A 17,693-nucleotide genomic window follows, 5' to 3' on the forward strand; every position below is an offset into this window, starting at 1 on the left:
GCAACAGGGCTCTCACCCAATCCATCACCGCGTCATTCCCGCGTAAGCGGGAATCTCGTTTCGGCCATTCAGGACGTCCCTCTGTCCCGGGAGAAGCCGCGGCGCCTCCCTGGCGCTTGCTCTCCCACGGTCCAGAGGCTAAGTCTTGCCCGCGTTCGGCCGCGGGCCGGGCGGTCCGTCCATTTGCTTAGGTTTCCTCCGTGACCGACCAGCTCAGAATTGCGCTTGCCCAGCTCAATCCCAAGGTTGGCGACCTTCCCGGCAATCTCGCTTTGGCCAAGAAGGCCCTTGCCGACGCGGTTGCCGCCAAGGCCGACATCCTCATGCTGTCCGAGCTGTTCCTCACCGGCTATTTCCCGGACGATCTGCTCTTCAAGCACCAGTTCGTCACAGACGCCATGGCCGCGGCCCAGACCCTGGCTGCCGAAACCGCTGGCACCGACGTGGTCCTCGTCCTCCCCACCATCTGGAAGGACCAGACCGGTCTCCACAATGCCGTCCTGGTCGCCGAAAAGGGTCATATCTTCGCCCTGCGCTTCAAGCGCGAGCTGCCCAATGACGACGTCTTCTACGAAAAGCGCTACTTCGCCGCCGGCCCGTTGCCCCTCCCGGTGACCATCAAGGGCGTCTCGGTCGGCATCCCGATCTGCGAAGACATCTGGCACCCCTGGGTCTGCGAGCACCTCATGCGTGAAGGCGCCGAAATCCTGCTCTGCCCCAACGGTTCGCCCTACTGGACCAACAAGCAGCACATCCGCAAGGAACTGGTGCGCAAGCACGCCGTCGAGCACGACGTCCCCTTGATCTATCTCAACCAGGTCGGCGGCCAGGACGAACTCGTCTTCGACGGCGCCTCCTTCGCCATCGCCCCCGGCGACAAGCTGGTCCTCCAGGGCAAGTCTTTTGAAACCGACTTCCTGGTCTCCGACTGGCACCGCGAAGGCGACACCTGGACTTCCACCAATGGTCGCATCGAAGAGCTGACCTCGGTCGAGGAAGCCCCCTGGCGCGCCGCCGTCCTCGGCCTCCGCGACTACGTCTACAAGAACGGCTTCAGCCACGTCGTGCTTGGCCTCTCCGGCGGCATCGACAGCGCCGTCGTCGCCGCCATGGCTGTTGATGCCTTCGGACCTGAAAAGGTCCACTGCATCATGCTGCCCTATCGCTACACGTCCGACGAAAGCCTCAAGGACGCCAAGGACTGCGCCGAGCGCCTCGGCGTACGCTACGACATCGTCTCCATCGGCAACCCCGTCGACGATGCCCTCGTCGAACTCGCGCCCATCTTCGACAATCGACCCGCCGATCTCGCTGAAGAAAACATCCAGTCGCGCATGCGCGGCGTCGTGCTCATGGCCGTCTCCAACAAACTCGGCTCCATGCTGCTCACCACCGGCAACAAGTCCGAAATGGGCGTCGGCTACGCCACCATCTATGGCGACATGAACGGCGGCTACAATCCGCTCAAGGACATGTTCAAGATGGAAGTCTATGCGCTGGCTGATTGGCGCAACAAGCACATGCCCGGCGACAGTTTTGGGCCCTCGGGCGAAGTCATCCCGCAGTCCATCATCGACAAGGCCCCCTCGGCCGAGCTGCGCCCCAACCAGACCGACCAGGACAGCCTGCCGCCCTATCCGGTTCTGGACGATATCCTGCGCTCCATCGTCGAAGACGAAATGAGCCTCGGCGATGTCGTCGCGCGCGGCCACGACCCCGCCCTCGTCAAGCGCATCGAGCGCCTCATCAACATTGCCGAATACAAGCGCCGCCAGTCCGCGCCGGGTCCGAAACTGACCCCGCGCGCCTTCGGCCTCGGCCGCAAATACCCCATCACCAATGGCTATAAGGACGTGACCGTCGGATGACCGTCGTTCGCTGGGCCCCGTCTCCGACGGGCCGCATCCATCTCGGCAATGCCCGCCCGGCGCTGCTCAACTGGTTCTTCGCCCGCCGCACCGGCGGCCGCTATGTCCTGCGCATGGACGACACCGATCTGGCGCGCTCCACCCGCGAATTCGCCGATGGCATCGAAGTCGATCTCGCCTGGCTAGGCGTAACGCCAGATCTTCTCGTCCGCCAATCCGAACGCACCGCGCTCTATGACGCCGCCCGCGACAAGCTGATCGCCGCCGGCCGCCTCTATCCGGCCTACGAAACCGAAGACGAACTCGACCGCAAGCGCGCCCGCGCCCGCCTCCTCGGCAAGCCGCCGACCTACGATCGCGCTGCGCTGAGCCTCACCGCCGAAGACAAGGCCAAATACGAAGCCGAGGGCCGCAAGCCGCATTGGCGCTTCAAGCTCGATGGCCGCCCGGTGCAGTTCCAGGACCTCATCAAGGGCCAGCAGACGGTCAACACCGCCTCCATGTCGGACCCGGTCCTCATCCGCGCCGACGGCTCCTATCTCTATACGCTGCCATCCGTCGTCGATGACATCGACCTCGGCATCACCCATGTCATCCGCGGCGAAGACCACGTCTCCAATACCGGCACCCAGATCGAGATCATCGAGGCCCTAGGCGGCACAGTCCCAACCTTCGCCCACCACAATCTCCTCACCGACGCCGCTGGCCAGGGTTTTTCCAAGCGCCTGGGTTCGCAGTCGATCTCCGATTTCCGCAATGAGGGCTATGAGCCGCTCGCCGTCGCCATCATGGCGACCCTCACCGGTACCAGCCTTCCCATCGAGCCCTACGAAAACCTCGACGCCATCGCCGAAAAACTCGAACTCTCGATGATTTCACACGGCGCCGCCCGGTTCGATCCCGCCGAACTCGACAGCCTCAACGCGCGCCTCCTCCACACCATGTCGTATGAGGAAGCGCTCCCGCGCCTGTCCTCCATGGGCCTCGAAGGCGAAGCCATCTGGCTCCTCCTGCGCGAAAACCTCGTGCGCTTCCCCGATATTGCGGAATGGTCGAAGCTCGTCACCGGCCCCATTGAGCCCGTTGTCGCCGACGAAGACCGCGAGTTTCTTGATGTGGCCAAGGCTATGCTCCCCGCAGAACCTTGGGACGAAACCACCTGGTCCACCTGGACCAATGCCCTCAAGGGCGCGACCGGCCGCAAGGGCAAGCCCTTGTTCATGCCGCTCCGCATGGCCCTCACGGGCCGTCATGATGGTCCGGAGCTTAAGTCCCTGCTCGTCCTGCTTGGGCGTAAGGCGTGTCTGGACCGACTACCCTGACGGTCTTTTCACCGAAGTGAACGATCCGCAGGTCCGCCTCTGCCGGCGTCTGGCTGGCGCTGGGGCGGACAGCGACTTCGCCTGGACCCGCCGGACGCGGGCGGGGTAGGGGCACGTCGATCATGGCCACAGCCGCAACGGCCTCGACCGGCGCCGCCTGAACCGGTGTCACCGGCACCGCGCCGCGCGGATCGCGCCGGGGCAGGGGGAAGGACAAGCCGGCAATATCGAGCATGGCCTTCGCATCGCCGCCACCTGATGCGGTGAGCGTCACCGTGCCATCGGTCTTCGGCGCCACCTTGCAGCTGGCATTCTTGTCGAACTGGTTGCGATAGGCAAAGGCGGTGGGCAGCGACGTATAGGGCGAGCCATAGACGTTCTGCATCTGCTCCGGCTCCTGGCCGGGATTGTCATAGTAGTAGAGGTCGACCTGCGTGTTTGGACACATGGCCTGACACTGCTGCAAGTCATTGCCGATATATTCGTGCAGGGTCGAATAGCTGATCGGCCAGAAATAGCCGTCCGAAAGCCGCACGCAGACGGTGCGCACGGTCGCATAGCCCTGATAGCCCCAGTAGTCGCCACCATCCACCATGTCGCCGTTGGTGAAATCGCCTTCCGAGGTCGAGCCGAAGACACGATCAAAGATCGACTGGCGTTCCTGGTTGAACGTGGCGGACGAGCCGGCATTGCAGCCAAAGCGGGCCATTTCCTGCAGAATTGCCTCGCGCTGCTGCGCCACGGCATTGGCCGTGTCGACCGATTGGGAAACCTTGGCGAACTCGTCGCGCAGGCTCAGCACCGCCCGCGCGATCTGCTGGCACTGCCGGGTAAGCTGCTGCCCGGCCCGCGCCGCGTCATTGCAGCCCTCGCGAATATACTGGCTTTCCGCCGCCTGCACGTCGCGCTGCAATTGCCGCGCCGCGCCCGAATTGTTCTGCATCTGCCGGAAGTCGCCATTGCGGTCGAACTGGCGCAAGGCATTGTCGAGCTGCATGCACTGGGTCGATTGGGCATAGACGGTCTGCACATCGAGCGTAAAAATCAGTGCCGCCAGAAGCAGCAAAATCGACGCGCGAAAACCAGAAGCAGATAAGGTCACGAATGGGTCCTGTTCGTCGGCCATATCAGGCGGCCGTATGTCGCCTTAAGACATCGCTGGCGACAATGGCAACACTATAGCAATCTGAAACGCCGACGATATCGCCGCCAGGCAACACAAAAGAGAGATCGCCCGTCCATGAAACTCGCCACCCTCCGCGCGAACCGCCCCGACGGGCAATTGGTTGTCGTTTCCCACGATCTCCAGCGCTGTGTCTCCGCCGGTCGCATTGCCCCCAGCCTGCAAGCGGCTCTGGACGATTGGGATCGCCTGTCTCCGGCCCTCGCGGCCCTCTCCAACCAGCTCGATAAGGGCGAAATATCAGGTCAGCCCTTCGAGCCCTCCGCCGTCCTTGCCCCGCTGCCCCGCGCTTTCCAGTGGATCGATGGCGCCGGCTATATGGGCCATCTCGAGCGTGTCCGCTCCCTCAAGGGCAGCAAGGACGAAGAGCTGCAATCGGTCCGTCCGCTGCTCTACCAGGGCGGCTCCGATTCGCTGTCCGGCGCCTCCGACCCCATCGTCGTCCCCGAGGATGACCTCGCGCTCGATTTCGAGGTCGAGGTGGCCGTCATCATCGGGGCCGTACCCATGCGCCCCAGCCGCGAACAGGCCGCCTCAGCCATTCGCCTCGTCACCATCTGCAACGACGTCTCCCTCCGCCGCCTCGTCGCCGACGATCTGCAGAACGGTTTTGGTTTCTTCCACTCAAAGCCTTCCACCAGTTTCGCCCCTGTCGTCGTCACCCCCGACACGCTCGGCGATCGCTGGCGCGACAACCGCCTGCACCTGCCCGTCCGCGTCGAGGTCAATGGCACCCTCTATGGCCAGCCCAATGCCGGCGTCGACGTCCACTTCGACCTCGTCGATCTCATCGTCGAGGCCGCCCGCACCCGCCAGCTCGGCGCCGGCACCATCATCGGCTCCGGCACCATCGCCAACCATCACGACGCGACCCTGCCCATCAGGGAAGACGGCATCGGCTTCGGCTGCATCGCCGAGGCCCGCACCGCCGAAAAGGCGAAATTCGGCCGCGCCCGCACGCCGTTCCTCAAGCCCGGCGACCGCGTACGGATCGCGGCCATCGGCACCGGCGGGCGGTCGGTTTTCGGCGATATCGACCAGACCGTGGTGGCGCTCTCCACCTGACCTCAATTCGGTAACATTCCTGTGTTGACGTTGGGAGCGATGCAGCCGCATGGCAGTGTCACCCTGCCGGGGGAGGAGACCGGCAAGACGTCGTGCCGACGCTTGGAGCGGTTGGCAGCAAACGCATGTTGAGGGTGCAGCATATGATTTTTCAGAAGTTTTCCGTGATCGCCGTCGCCGCTGTCCTCGCTGTCGGCACCGTCGCGGCCCTGGCGCAAGACGCCTTTACCCCGCCGGCGACGCCCGAAGAGGCAGTCACCATGCGTCAAAACCTGATGCGTGAAGATGGTGGTATTCTGCGCACTGCCGGCAACCTGACCGGTGCCGAAGCCGTCGCCGCCATGACCAAGCTGCGCGACAACTATAGCCATATCACGGCCCTTTTCCCCGAAGGCTCGGTCGTGGGTGAATCCAAGGCGCTTCCCGCCATCTGGGAAAACTGGGATGCCTTCGCCGCCATCGTCGACACGGGTATCGCCGCCGCCGAAAGCGGCCTTGCCGCAGCCGAAGCGGGCGATGCCGCGGCCTATGCCGCAGCCCTTCAAGCCATTGGCGGCACCTGCGGCCAATGCCATCAGCAGTTCCGAAGCTAACCCCGTAGCTTCGTCATAGGATCATCCTCCCTTGGATGATGTTCGCCTCCAAAGCGAAATGGGCGGCCCTCGGGCCGCCCTCTTTCTTTTGCGCTTGATTTATTCAGTGCGCGCGGCCAATCTCCCGCCCATGAAGACCAAGTGCACCATTACCGCCTGCATTATTACCTGCTAACCCAAGCGTTGGCGGAGCGGTCTTCTTCATCTAAAATTCTCTGAAGATAGAGGCTCCCGCCAGCGGAGCGTTGTCAGGAAAAGTGGAAGCCACTTTTCCGGTTCGACAGCGCGACCACCTAAGACCATACCGTCTGGCCCATAGGACCTCTCGATGACCACGGCAAAGCCGCAGATCACCCTCTACAACACGCTCACCCGCACCAAGGCGCCCTTCGCGCCCATGGATGCGAACAATGTGCGCATGTATGTCTGCGGTCCGACGGTCTATGACTTCGCCCATATCGGCAATGCGCGCCCGGTCATCGTCTTCGACGTGCTCTTCCGGCTGCTGCGCCACGTCTATGGCGAAAGTCACGTCACCTATGTGCGCAACATCACGGACGTCGACGACAAGATCAACGCCCGCGCCCTGCGCGATTTTCCCAATCTGCCGCTCAACGAGGCGATCCGCAAAGTCACGGAAAAGACCGAAGACCAGTTCCTCGCGGACGTCAAAACCCTCGGCACGCTCGAACCGACGCACCAGCCTCGCGCCACCGACAACATCGATGGCATGCAGACGCTGATCGCGGCGCTGATCGAAAAAAACCACGCCTACAATGCCGGCGGCGAAGTCCTCTTCCGCACCCGCTCCATGGCAGACTACGGCCAGCTCTCGGGTCGCAATCTCGAAGACAATCTGGCCGGCGCCCGCGTCGCCGTCGAAGCCCACAAGGAAGACCCGGCCGACTTCGTCCTCTGGAAACTTTCTTCGGCAACTGAGCCCGGCTGGGATAGCCCCCTGGGGCCGCGGCCGTCCCGGTTGGCATATCGAATGCTCCGCCATGTCCGAGCGCTATCTCGGCCAGACCTTCGACATTCACGGCGGCGGCCTCGATCTGATCTTCCCGCACCACGAAAACGAAATCGCCCAGTCCCGTTGCGCCCATGGCACCCATGCCATGGCCAATGTCTGGATGCACAACGGCTTCCTGCAGGTCGAAGGGCAGAAAATGTCCAAGAGCCTGGGCAATTTCGTCACCATCAACGAGCTCCTGGAAACCGGCGCCATGGGCGGCCGGGCATGGATCGGCGACGTCCTGCGCCTCGCCATGCTCATGACCCACTACCGCGAGCCCATCGACTTCACGGTGAAACGCCTAGAAGAAGCTGAATCGAAACTCCGCGACTGGCAACGCGCCGCCCGCGGCGCAACGCTGTCCGAGGGCGACGCCCCTGACGCTTCGGTGGTCAATGAACTGGCCGACGACCTCAATTTCCACCGTGCCAGCGTGGCGCTCGATTTCATCGCCAAGAGGGCCAATCGCGAGGAGGGCAATGCCAAGCATTGCCTCGCCGCCACCCTGCGCTTCCTTGGCTTCAGCTTGGACAGCCTCCTCGATTCCGAAGACGGTTGGGAAGCCCCCGCCCACATCGCCAACGCCATCGCCGCCCGCCTCGACGCCCTCAACGCCAAGGATTTTGCGAAGGCTGACGCCATCCGCAACGACCTTGCGGAACAAGGCATCGCCCTCCTCGACTACAAGGACGAAGAGGGCCAGCGCGCCACCAAGTGGGAGGTGAAGAGGTGAGTGCAGAACACCCCTCATCCGGCGCTGCGCGCCACCTTCTCCCACAAGGGGAGAAGGGTAGTCCGGTGCTTACCGAACAATCCGCCCCACCCGCCGGCCCCCCTTCTCCCCTTGTGGGAGAAGGGGCCCGAAGGGCGGATGAGGGGGCCTCTTCTGCCATTGGACCCAAACTGCTTGGCTATGCGCGGTCAATGCGTCGCGAACCTACGGAAGCCGAGTTCAAACTCTGGCTGATCCTGCGCAATCGTCGCTTCGCGGATTTCAAGTTTCGGCGCCAAGTTCCGATCGGCCCGTATATTGCAGACTTCGTTTGCTACTCCGCCAAGCTCATCGTTGAAGCCGACGGCAGCCAGCACGCCGGCAATCCGCATGACCTGAAGCGTGATGCCGAACTCAAGCGCCGTGGCTTTCGTCTCCTCCGCCTCTGGAACAACGACATCCTCGCCCGTCCCGATGATATCAGCGAAGCCATCTGGGCCACTCTCCACGAGGAAAGTGCATGACAGCATTCCTCCTGACATACCTTGACCACGTGCCCCCATCTCCATGGCCACTCCAACACAGGAGCTACAACCATGCTTGATCACGTCGGAATTCTCGTCGCAGACTGGAACAAGGCCAAGGCCTTCTATGATGGCGCTTTTGCCCCCATGGGCATCAGCCTCCTCATGCAGGTGCCCGAAGAATATACCGGCGGCGTCAAGGTCGCTGGTTATGGCAAGGGCCACCCCGATTTCTGGGTGACCGAAGCCAAGGATACCGGCCCCGGCCGCCACTATGCCTTCGCCTCGGAAAATCGCGCCGCCGTCGACGCCTTCTATGCCGCCGCGATGGCCGCTGGTGGCCGTGACAATGGTGGCCCGGGCCTGCGCCCGCACTATAGCGAAAACTACTACGCCGCCTTCGTGCTCGATCCCGATGGCAACAACATAGAAGTAGTCTGTCATGCCCCAGAATGAAGCCTATACCGGAGGCTGTCAGTGTGGCGCGGTTCGTTTCCGCGTCACACGTCTTGGCCGGCCTTCCATCTGCCATTGCCGCATGTGCCAGAAGGCATTCGGCGGCTTCTTCGGGCCGCTGGTAACCACCCATAACGCCACCTGGACCCGCGGGGAGCCCAAATGGTTCCAGAGTTCTGACGCCGCCCGCCGCGCCTTTTGCGGCGAATGCGGCACCCCGCTCGCCTATGAAACCCGTTTCGGCCTCGAACTCGCCATCGGCGCCTTCGACGATCCCACCGTCGCCGCCCCCGAAATCCAGGTCAATCTCACCGACAAGCTGCCCTTCTTCGATAGCCTGACCAGCCTGCCCGTGCGCAGCGAGGTCAGCGACGAATGGCGCGACTTCATGGCCGGCATCCACTCCAACCAGCATCCGGACCACGATACGGAAGCCTGGCCGCCAAAGGACAAGAGCTGATGGACCGCTACAAAATGGAAGTCAGCGGCGGCTGCCAATGCGGCGCCGTGCGCTATCACGCGACGGAAATGTTCGACAATTCGCACATCTGCCACTGCCGCATGTGCCAGAAGGCCGTCGGCAACATCTTCGCCGCCCTCGTCGCTGCCCCGCGCGAAGTCATCACCTGGACCCGCGGCGAGCCCAGCCGCTTCCGCAGCTCCGACCACGTCGATCGCGGCTTTTGCAGCAAGTGTGGCACCCCGCTTTTCTACGACGACATCACCGGCAATCGCGTCAACTTCACCATCGGCTCGCTCGATCATCCCGAGCTGTTCCCGCCCGGCGCCAATACCGGCAACGAAGCCCGCGTCCCCTGGTTCGATACGCTGCCCGTGATTGAGCACGGCGGCATTACCGAACAGCCCGACCGCGAGGACTGGTGGGGCGGCATCAAGGCCACCAACAACCAGCATCCCGACCACGACACGGCCACCTGGCCCCCGAAATAACTAAAAGACCAAACAGGCCCCCAAAATGTCCCGAGACCGCCTCTATCTTTTCGACACGACCCTGCGCGACGGTGCGCAGACGGCCGGCGTAGAATTCTCGCTCGAGGACAAGATCGCCATTATTGACCTGCTGGAGCAACTGGGCGTCGACTACATCGAGGGCGGCTATCCCGGCGCCAACCCGGTCGATACCGCCTTCTTTGAAAAGCCGCGCACGAAGAATGCCACCTTCACCGCCTTCGGCATGACCAAGCGGGCAGGGCGCTCCGCCGCCAACGACCCCGGCGTACAGGGCCTCGTCAATTCCGCTGCCGCCGCCACCTGTTTCGTCGCCAAGGCCTGGGACTATCAGGTCGAACTCGCCCTCGGCTCCACCACCGACGAACACCTCGAAGGTCTCGCCGACACTGTCCGCACAGCCGCTGCCGCCGGCAAGGAAGTGCTCATCGACCTCGAACACTTCTTCGACGGTTTTAAAGCCAATCCCGAATACGCCCTGTCCTGCGTCACCACGGCGCTCGAAGCCGGCGCCCGCTGGGTCGTCCTCTGCGACACCAATGGCGGCACCATGCCCTCCGAAGTCCGCACCATCGTCGGCACGGTCCTCAAATTCGCCCCCGGCGAAAAACTCGGCATCCACCCCCATGACGATACCGGCCAGGCTGTCGCCAATGCCCTCGCCGCCGTCGAAACCGGCGTGCGCCAGGTCCAGGGCACGCTCAATGGCCTCGGCGAACGCTGCGGCAATGCCAATCTCGTCACCCTGATCCCGACGCTGGTCCTAAAACCCTACTACGCCGAGCGCTTCGAAACCGGCATCACGCCGGAAAAACTCGAACGCCTGACCCATATCTCCCGCGCCTTCGACGATCGGCTCAACCGCGCCCCCGCGCGCCAGGCGCCCTATGTCGGTGCCGCTGCCTTTGCCACCAAGGCCGGCATCCACGCCTCGGCGCTGCTCAAGGATTTTTCGACCTATGAGCATGTGCCGCCCGAAAGCGTCGGCAATGAACGCGCCATCATGGTTTCCCAGCAGGCCGGCAAATCCAACCTGCTGACCGCCCTCGCACGCCACGACATCGTGCTCGAAAAGGACGACCCGCGCCTCGAAAAGCTGCTGTCCACGGTCAAGGAGCGCGAGGCCAAGGGCTATTCCTATGACGGCGCCGACGCCTCCTTCGCCGTCCTCGCCCGCTCCGTCCTCGGCACGCTGCCGAGCTTCTTCGATGTCGAGCACTATCGCGCCATGGTCGAGCGCCGCCACAATGCGCAGGGCGAGGAAATCACGGTCACCGAGGCGGTGGTAAAAGTCCGCGTCGATGGCGAATTGCTGATGTCCGTCGCCGAAGGCAATGGCCCGGTCAACGCCCTCGATCAGGCCCTGCGCAAAGACCTCGGCATTTATTCCGCGCGCATCGAGGACCTGGAACTGGTCGACTTCAAGGTCCGTATCCTGGACGGCGGCACGGGCGCGGTCACCCGTGTACTGGTTGAAAGCAAGGATGGCAGCGGCGAGCGGTGGAGCACCATCGGCGTCTCGTCCAATATCATTGATGCGTCGTTTGAAGCTCTGTATGAATCAATCACATACAAGCTGTTGAAGACTGAAGCGGTGCAGTCGTCCTCAGTATTGGCGACTGCGCGGCCGGCTCAAAAAGCGACTGGCTGACAACCGTCCGGGAGGACAAACTGGCCGAAACTGCTCCGAAACGACCTCTCGCCCTGACCATCGGGGCAGTTGCCGTCACTCTGCTCGTCATTGCCGGCGTTTTTGTCGCCCCCACCGCAGTAAACTGCTTCAACAGCCCCGACGGCATGGGCCAGTGCATCAGGGGCAAACTCGCCGATGCCGGCCTCTTCCCCAAGGCGCCGGTGGAAGCCGTGGCAGAAGTCGAAGCGCCGGCCGTGCCCGCCGCACCAGCCGCGCCTGAAGCACAGCTCACCGCCCCTGCGCTCGACGTCGTCCCACCCGCCGATGTTCCGGAAAATCTCGTCGCCGCGACCTTCGGCCTGCTCCGCGCCGAGCCCGATGGCTCCGTGGTCATCGCCGGCAGTGGCAGGCCCGGCAGCGAAGTGGAAGTCTATTCCGACGATACGCTCCTCGGCAGCACCACGGTCGAAAGCTCCGGCGATTGGGTCTTCGTGCCCGATCAGCCCCTGCCTGCCGGCGGCGTTGAAATCACGCTCGCCGAACGCGGCAAGGAGGGCAGGGCGGCCCAGTCCTTCGTCGTCGTCGTCAACGAAGACAAATCCACCCAGCCGCTGGTTGTCGCCAGTGCCCCGGGCCAGGCGAGCGAAGTGCTCCAAGGCCTGACCCGCACAGACGCACCAGCCGCAACGGCGGTCGCAACGGCCGAACCCGCCGCCCCAACAGCAGCCGAGCCGGCGCCAGTCGCCGTTGCTGCTGCGCCTACGACTGCCCCTGCTGCTCCCACAGCAACGCCTGCGACCCCGGCTGCGGCACCTGCTCAGACGGAAGTGGCGCAAGCGCCCGCCGCGCCCGAAGCACCCGCGCCGGCCGCCGCCACGACGCCGACCACACCTGCACCTGCGACGGCACCTGCGCCTGCTGCCACTCCAGAGGCTGCCGCCCCGACTGCTGCAGCAACCGCACCTGAACCAGCCACCCCCACGGCCGCCACTACGCCTCCGGAACCTCCAGCCGAGCCTGCCGCCGTGCCGGCAGCCCAGCTTGCCGACGTTCCGCCCACTATCGACGCCATCGAAATCGAGGGCGACCGCACCTTCTTCGCCGGTGCCGGCCCTGAAGGCGGCATCGTCCGCCTCTATGTCGATGACACCTTTGTCGCCGACGCCACCATCGAAGGTGGTCGTTGGCTGGTCGAAGGCGGCGATGTCCTCGACGCCCCGAGCCAGCGCGTCCGCGCCGACCTGCTCGCTGCCGGCTCACCCGACGTGATCGCCCGCGCCGAAGTCGATTTCGTCGTCGACGTACCCGCGGACGAACCCGCAACGGCTGTCGCCAGCGCCGACGTGACGCCCCCTGCAGCTCCGACCGCTGCACCCGCACCCGCCGCTGCCCCGGCCGCCACGCCCGCTCCGGCTCAATCTGCTGCGCCGGCTGCACCTGCGACTGAGCCCGCTGCTTCGGCGGCTCCTGCTGCTGCCGCACCTGCCGCAGCGGCGCCCGCTCCGACTGAGCCGGCTGCACCGACGCCGGCTCAGCCCGCCGCAACACCTGCTCAACCGGCTGTACCGCCGGCGCCAGTCGCCGCTGCTCCCGCTGCAACGCCCGCCCCGGCAGCCCCCGCCACTCCGGCCCAGCAACCCGCCGTCGCCGCAGCGCCAACCGCCCCGCAACCTGCCGCTCCGCAGCCGGTCGCCGAACCCGCCGTGCCCACCATGGTCGCTGTTGCCGTCGGATCGCCCGATGCCCAGCGTTTCGCCTCGGGCAAGGCCATCATCCGTCGCGGCGATAATCTCTGGACCATCGCCCGCCGCGTCTATGGCGAAGGCATCAAATATACGACCATCTACGATGCCAATACCGGACAGATCCGCGATCCCGATCGCATCTATCCCGGCCAGGTTTTCAGCCTGCCCCAGTAGGTCTACTGACACGAAATGGCGCCCGAGGGCGCCATTTCTGATTGTGAGCTACCTCTCTTCACCTCCCCCTGAATGGGGGAGGCCGGGAGGGGGTGATCGGCAACAGCCGATCCCCAGCTTAACGCCGTATTTCTACCCCTATCCGTCCCCAGGGATTGACCTTCCAGCCAATCCTCACCATGTTCATCGCAATTCACCGATTAATTCGGCCGGCCCCCCATGCAAGACGACGACATCGCCAACATCATGCGAGCCCTGGGTCACCCAGTCCGGCTCAACATCCTGCGGTTCCTCGCGAGCCAGCAGCAGCGGGAATGTTGCTGTGGCGACGTCACCGAATCCTTGCCGCTCGCCCAGTCCACTGTTTCCCAGCACATAAAAGTGCTGCTCGACGCTGGCCTCATCGAGCGCAAGCCTCATGGCACGCGTAATCGCTACATGATCCGGCATGACCGGCTTGCCGAAATCGGAACCGCCTTTGGAGGCCTGCTCGATGGCCTCAACTTCCAAGCGCCCCACAAGGAAGCGGAACCGGCCTGATGGCTAATAACAGCACTGAAAAGAAGCCGTCCGTTAGCGCGGACGAAGGCTCTGTATTCTCTACAGTTCGCAATCTCTGGCCCTATATGTGGCCCGAAGGCCGTCCCGACCTGCGCATGCAGGTGGTGCTGGCTCTCGGCGCGCTGGTCGTCAGCAAGGTCGCGACCACGCTCATCCCCTTCGCCTATAAGGGCATCATCGATAGCCTCGGCGGCACCGATGCGGACAGCCAGCTCATCCTGGGCCTCGCCGTCCCCGTCGTACTGGTGATCGCCTATGTGCTGGGCAACATCCTCGATGCTGCCTTTCAGCAATTGCGCGACGTGCTCTTTGCCGGCGTCGGCCAGCATGCCGTGCGCAAGCTTGCCCTCGAAACCTTCCACCACGTCCATCGCCTGTCGCTGCGCTTCCATCTGGCGCGCCGCACCGGCGGCCTCTCCCGCGTCATCGAGCGCGGCACCAAGGGCATCGAAACGGTCGTCCGCTTCGCCATGCTCAATATCGTGCCGACCATTCTCGAGTTCCTGGTCGTCGCCGTCATCTTCGTCTGGCTTTTTGGGGTCAGCTATGTCGGCGTCCTGGTGGTGATGATCTGGGCCTATCTCTGGTTCACCATCAAGGCATCCAACTGGCGCATCGCCATTCGCCGGGACATGAACGATTCCGATACGGATGCGAATGGCAAGGCCATCGACAGCCTTCTCAACTACGAAACGGTGAAGTACTTCGCCAATGAGAAGATGGAAGCCGAGCGCTACGATCGCTCCATGGCGAACTACGAAAAATCCGCCATTCGCATCTGGACCTCGCTGGGCTGGCTCAACTTTGGCCAGGCCGTCATTTTCTATGGCGGCTTCCTCGTCATCTCCATCATGGCCATTCTCGGCGTCATGGATGGCCGCCTGACACTGGGCGATTTCGTCCTGCTCAACACCTTCCTGATGCAGGTCTATCGCCCGCTCAATTTCATCGGCTTCGTCTATCGCGAACTCCGCCAGGGCCTCACCGATATCGAGGCGATGTTCAAGCTGCTCGATCAGGATCCGGAAATCCTCGACAAGCCCGATGCGAAGCCGCTCGCCGTCACCGGCCCGGTCATCCGCTTCGAGGATGTCACCTTCCACTACGATTCCGACCGGCCGATCCTCAAAGGCGTCAGCTTCGAAGTGCCTGCCGGCAAGACCGTCGCCATCGTCGGCCCCACCGGCGCCGGCAAGTCGACCATCTCGCGTCTGCTCTATCGCTTCTACGACGTCACCAGCGGCCGCATCACCATTGATGGGCAGGACCTTCGCGATGTGACGCAGGAAAGCCTGCGCTCCACCATCGGCATGGTCCCGCAGGACACGGTGCTCTTCAATGACACCATCGGCTACAACATCGAATATGGCCGTCCCGGCGCCTCGATGGACGAAGTCCGCCAGGCCGCCCAGATGGCCCAGGTCGGCGCCTTCATCGAGGCCCTGCCCAAGGGCTACGAAACCCCGGTCGGCGAACGTGGCCTAAAACTTTCGGGCGGCGAAAAGCAGCGCGTTGCCATCGCCCGCACGATTTTGAAAGCCCCGTCCATCCTCATCCTCGATGAGGCGACCTCCGCCCTCGACACCAAGACCGAGCGCGACATCCAGGCCGCTCTCGACGTCGTCTCGCGCAACCGTACCAGCGTCGTCATTGCCCACCGTCTCTCGACTGTGATCAATGCCGACGAAATCCTGGTGCTGCGCGAGGGCCTCGTCGCCGAGCGCGGTAGCCACGCCGCGCTCCTCGCCCAGAACGGCCTCTACGCCCAGATGTGGAGCCGCCAGCGCGAAGCGACCGAAGCCGAAGAAGCCTTGGCTCTGGCCCAGGAAGACCCCGACGGCTTCGTCAAGCGTGGCGCGCCTGCCGCGGAATAATCAGGCGGCGGCGATCTCCGCATCCGCCGCCGCAACAAAGGCCTGCGGGTCCCCGCCCATCTGGCGCAGGGCCCGCGCTGCCGTTCCGTGGCCCATCTCGGCCACAACCTTGATCACATGCGATCCCGCCAGCGGTCCTGTCACTCCACGCTGCCGCAGCCGCGCCAGTTCCTGCACCACGATCTGCCCAGAGGGCGCAGCCCGATAGACGCCCCCAGCCGGGGGCAGGGGCGGGCTCACGTCCAGGGCGCTTTCCACCACCACGCCATCGACACCCACGGCCCGCAGCGCCTCCCGATGCTGTTCTGCCAATGCCGCCTTGAACCCGGCACCACTGAGCCCGAGCCGAGCAAACACACGCCCCGCCGAACCATCGGGCAGCGTCAGCGCCGCCTCCACAAAATGCTCCGCCTCCGGCGCCTCGCGCCCCTCCGCCCGCGCCAAACCCTCAGCGGTCTCGCACAAAACCTTCAGCGTTCCGGCATCCTTCGCCGCCTGCATCAAGCGCTTCAACATGGCATTCCTCACTTCTTGGGGGGTTCAACCAGACCGGACAGCCGCTTATGCGCAGCCTGCTTGCTGACGCCGAGCGCCATGGCGATCTGCGACCAGCTCCAGCCGCGCTTCAGCGCCTCGGCAACGGCCTGCAGTTCCAACTGGTCGGCCATACGCCGCAACGCCACGACACTGGCCAGTGCGGCCTCAGGGTCTTCAGTTGGATCAATCTTGCTCTCTGTCATCATGCGTCAACTATAGTTGACGACGTGCATGGCGTCAACCATCGTTGACGCTGGCCACGCAAGTATCTGTCGGCTAGGCTTCGCCCATGACCCAGCCTTCCATCAGCCTCGTCCCCGCCCACCCCGACCAGAAACCGGTCATCGCCAACCTGATCCAGCTCTACCTCCACGACATGACCGAGTTCATGCCGTTCCCAGTCGGCGTCGACGGCCGCTACGCCTACGATTTCCTCGACCGCTTCTGGCGCTTCCCCTATTTCATCATGTCCGGCGACGAGATCGCCGGCTTCGCCCTCGTCATCGACGAATGCCCTCTTACCGGCAGGGCGCCCTGCTGGTTCATGGCCGAATTCTTCGTGCTGAAAGCCTACCGGGGCAGGGGCACCGGCCGCTCCGCCGTCCAGCAGGCCCTCCAAGCCCACCCCGGCCAATGGCACATCGCCGTCCCCCACGCGAACCGAGCAGCACAGTCGTTCTGGTCCAAATCCCTGGCGCCCCAAAACCCCATCAGCCGCGACATCCACTTCAACGGCGACGACTGGGTGCTGCATCAGTTCGATGCGGGCTGTGGTCGACAGTGACTTTGCGATGCGCCCTTAAGGCAACGGCGCGGTGTGCTCATGAAGCCATGCTTCAAGCACATCCTTGCGGAAGGTGCCGGCGTCGAGGTTGGAATAGATGAACTCTATCCAGTCTTCTTCCCGGCCTTGCGGCTCTATGCCGTTTGCCTGGAGGAAGATAATCGCACTGGCAAAAGCAACTCGCTTGTTCCCATCGATGAAGCCGTGGTTCATCGTCAGGCTTTCCCATAGGGCCGCCGCTTCTTCTACCGTATCTGAGTAGTATCCAGTCTGCGGGCGCAGGAGGGCGGAAAGGATGAGCCCCTGGTCGCGGACACCTTGCGCTCCACCATATTGGCGAAGCTGCTCCTCATGAATCCAGAGAACATCATCCAGCGTGAGATAAATCCGCGCTGCCATGGCTTATTTGGCCAGCGCCTCATATACCTTGCCCCAGCGCTTGATGCTCTCCCCATGCAGCTTGACGATCAGTGGGTTGACACGCGGCGCGGTGCTTTGCTCCTGCAACGCCGCATACTGCTCGGCCGACAGCATCACGACGACATCGCGTCCGTTCTTCTGAATACGCACGGGTCCAGCTTGCGCCATTTCCAGGACCTGACCGAACTTGTTTTTCGCCTCGGTCGCAGAAATCTCGGTCACGGCAGCCCCCTTTGGCTGAATTAGCTAAAATGGATA

18 protein-coding genes and 1 pseudogene are annotated in these 17,693 nt (G+C 63.7%); 14 read left to right on the forward strand and 5 right to left on the reverse strand.

The annotated features are described in order from the left end of the window. Positions 1-200 precede the first annotated feature (200 nt). Both NVV77_RS04105 and gltX read left to right on the forward strand, forming a co-directional pair. Complete coding sequence (locus NVV77_RS04105; protein ID WP_295411013.1) at positions 201-1,868, forward strand: NAD+ synthase; 1,668 nt, start codon at positions 201-203, stop codon at positions 1,866-1,868. Continuing rightward, positions 1,865-3,190, forward strand: coding sequence for a glutamate--tRNA ligase (gltX, locus tag NVV77_RS04110; RefSeq protein ID WP_295411015.1), 1,326 nt, complete (start codon positions 1,865-1,867; stop codon positions 3,188-3,190). The genes NVV77_RS04105 and gltX overlap by 4 nt, the downstream gene beginning before the upstream one ends. On the opposite strand, the gene NVV77_RS04115 is transcribed toward gltX, so the two are convergent. Continuing rightward, positions 3,135-4,292 carry a DUF2865 domain-containing protein gene (locus NVV77_RS04115; RefSeq protein WP_295411017.1) on the reverse strand — a complete coding sequence of 386 codons (1,158 nt, stop codon included), beginning with the start codon at positions 4,290-4,292 and terminating at the stop codon, positions 3,135-3,137. The two genes, gltX and NVV77_RS04115, sit on opposite strands and share 56 nt — an antisense overlap. 138 nt (positions 4,293-4,430) lie before the next feature. Between NVV77_RS04115 and NVV77_RS04120 the strand changes: the two genes are divergently transcribed. The 11 genes and pseudogenes from NVV77_RS04120 to NVV77_RS04170 all read left to right on the forward strand — a co-directional run bounded on the left by NVV77_RS04120 (position 4,431) and on the right by NVV77_RS04170 (position 15,694). After that, positions 4,431-5,438, forward strand: a complete 1,008-nt coding sequence (locus NVV77_RS04120) for a fumarylacetoacetate hydrolase family protein (RefSeq protein WP_295411019.1) — start codon at positions 4,431-4,433, stop codon at positions 5,436-5,438. Between the two features lie 143 nt (positions 5,439-5,581). Next, entirely contained in the window at positions 5,582-6,031 is a 450-nt protein-coding gene (locus tag NVV77_RS04125; protein ID WP_295411021.1) for a cytochrome c, read from the forward strand. 328 nt (positions 6,032-6,359) lie between these two features. Beyond that, positions 6,360-7,779, forward strand: a pseudogene (cysS, locus tag NVV77_RS04130) (cysteine--tRNA ligase). A 170-nt stretch (positions 7,780-7,949) separates the two neighbouring features. After that, a complete protein-coding gene (locus NVV77_RS04135) occupies positions 7,950-8,282 on the forward strand; it encodes an endonuclease domain-containing protein (RefSeq protein WP_295411377.1) in 333 nt (110 codons plus the stop codon). Positions 8,283-8,354: 72 nt separating this feature from the next. After that, complete coding sequence (locus NVV77_RS04140) at positions 8,355-8,738, forward strand: VOC family protein (protein ID WP_295411023.1); 384 nt, start codon at positions 8,355-8,357, stop codon at positions 8,736-8,738. After that, complete coding sequence (locus NVV77_RS04145) at positions 8,725-9,198, forward strand: GFA family protein (RefSeq protein WP_295411025.1); 474 nt, start codon at positions 8,725-8,727, stop codon at positions 9,196-9,198. The genes NVV77_RS04140 and NVV77_RS04145 overlap by 14 nt, the downstream gene beginning before the upstream one ends. Then, the gene (locus tag NVV77_RS04150; RefSeq protein ID WP_295411027.1) at positions 9,198-9,689 is read left to right on the forward strand and encodes a GFA family protein; all 492 of its coding nucleotides are present in this window, start codon (positions 9,198-9,200) and stop codon (positions 9,687-9,689) included. Before NVV77_RS04145 ends, NVV77_RS04150 begins: the two co-directional genes overlap by 1 nt. 25 nt (positions 9,690-9,714) lie before the next feature. Continuing rightward, the gene (gene cimA / locus NVV77_RS04155; RefSeq protein WP_295411029.1) at positions 9,715-11,358 is read left to right on the forward strand and encodes a citramalate synthase; all 1,644 of its coding nucleotides are present in this window, start codon (positions 9,715-9,717) and stop codon (positions 11,356-11,358) included. Positions 11,359-11,504: 146 nt separating this feature from the next. Further along, positions 11,505-13,259, forward strand: coding sequence for a LysM peptidoglycan-binding domain-containing protein (locus NVV77_RS04160; RefSeq protein ID WP_295411031.1), 1,755 nt, complete (start codon positions 11,505-11,507; stop codon positions 13,257-13,259). A gap of 219 nt (positions 13,260-13,478) precedes the next feature. Beyond that, positions 13,479-13,799, forward strand: coding sequence for a helix-turn-helix transcriptional regulator (locus NVV77_RS04165; protein ID WP_295411033.1), 321 nt, complete (start codon positions 13,479-13,481; stop codon positions 13,797-13,799). After that, positions 13,799-15,694 carry an ABC transporter ATP-binding protein/permease gene (locus NVV77_RS04170; RefSeq protein ID WP_295411035.1) on the forward strand — a complete coding sequence of 632 codons (1,896 nt, stop codon included), beginning with the start codon at positions 13,799-13,801 and terminating at the stop codon, positions 15,692-15,694. Before NVV77_RS04165 ends, NVV77_RS04170 begins: the two co-directional genes overlap by 1 nt. Here NVV77_RS04170 and NVV77_RS04175 read toward each other — a convergent pair whose 3' ends face one another. Then, complete coding sequence (locus NVV77_RS04175; protein WP_295411037.1) at positions 15,695-16,210, reverse strand: Clp protease N-terminal domain-containing protein; 516 nt, start codon at positions 16,208-16,210, stop codon at positions 15,695-15,697. It abuts the gene before it with no gap. Between the two features lie 8 nt (positions 16,211-16,218). After that, positions 16,219-16,434 carry a hypothetical protein gene (locus tag NVV77_RS04180; protein ID WP_295411040.1) on the reverse strand — a complete coding sequence of 72 codons (216 nt, stop codon included), beginning with the start codon at positions 16,432-16,434 and terminating at the stop codon, positions 16,219-16,221. An 86-nt stretch (positions 16,435-16,520) separates the two neighbouring features. Between NVV77_RS04180 and NVV77_RS04185 the strand changes: the two genes are divergently transcribed. Next, entirely contained in the window at positions 16,521-17,015 is a 495-nt protein-coding gene (locus tag NVV77_RS04185) for a GNAT family N-acetyltransferase (protein ID WP_295411042.1), read from the forward strand. Between the two features lie 15 nt (positions 17,016-17,030). Here NVV77_RS04185 and NVV77_RS04190 read toward each other — a convergent pair whose 3' ends face one another. Beyond that, positions 17,031-17,414: a type II toxin-antitoxin system death-on-curing family toxin gene (locus NVV77_RS04190; RefSeq protein ID WP_295411044.1), complete on the reverse strand. Its 384-nt coding sequence runs from the start codon at positions 17,412-17,414 to the stop codon at positions 17,031-17,033. Between the two features lie 3 nt (positions 17,415-17,417). Continuing rightward, positions 17,418-17,657: a type II toxin-antitoxin system Phd/YefM family antitoxin gene (locus NVV77_RS04195; RefSeq protein ID WP_295411046.1), complete on the reverse strand. Its 240-nt coding sequence runs from the start codon at positions 17,655-17,657 to the stop codon at positions 17,418-17,420. Positions 17,658-17,693: the final 36 nt, after the last annotated feature.

The organism is Devosia sp., assembly GCF_024707125.1.
In the GTDB taxonomy this organism is placed as follows: Bacteria; Pseudomonadota; Alphaproteobacteria; order Rhizobiales; family Devosiaceae; genus Devosia.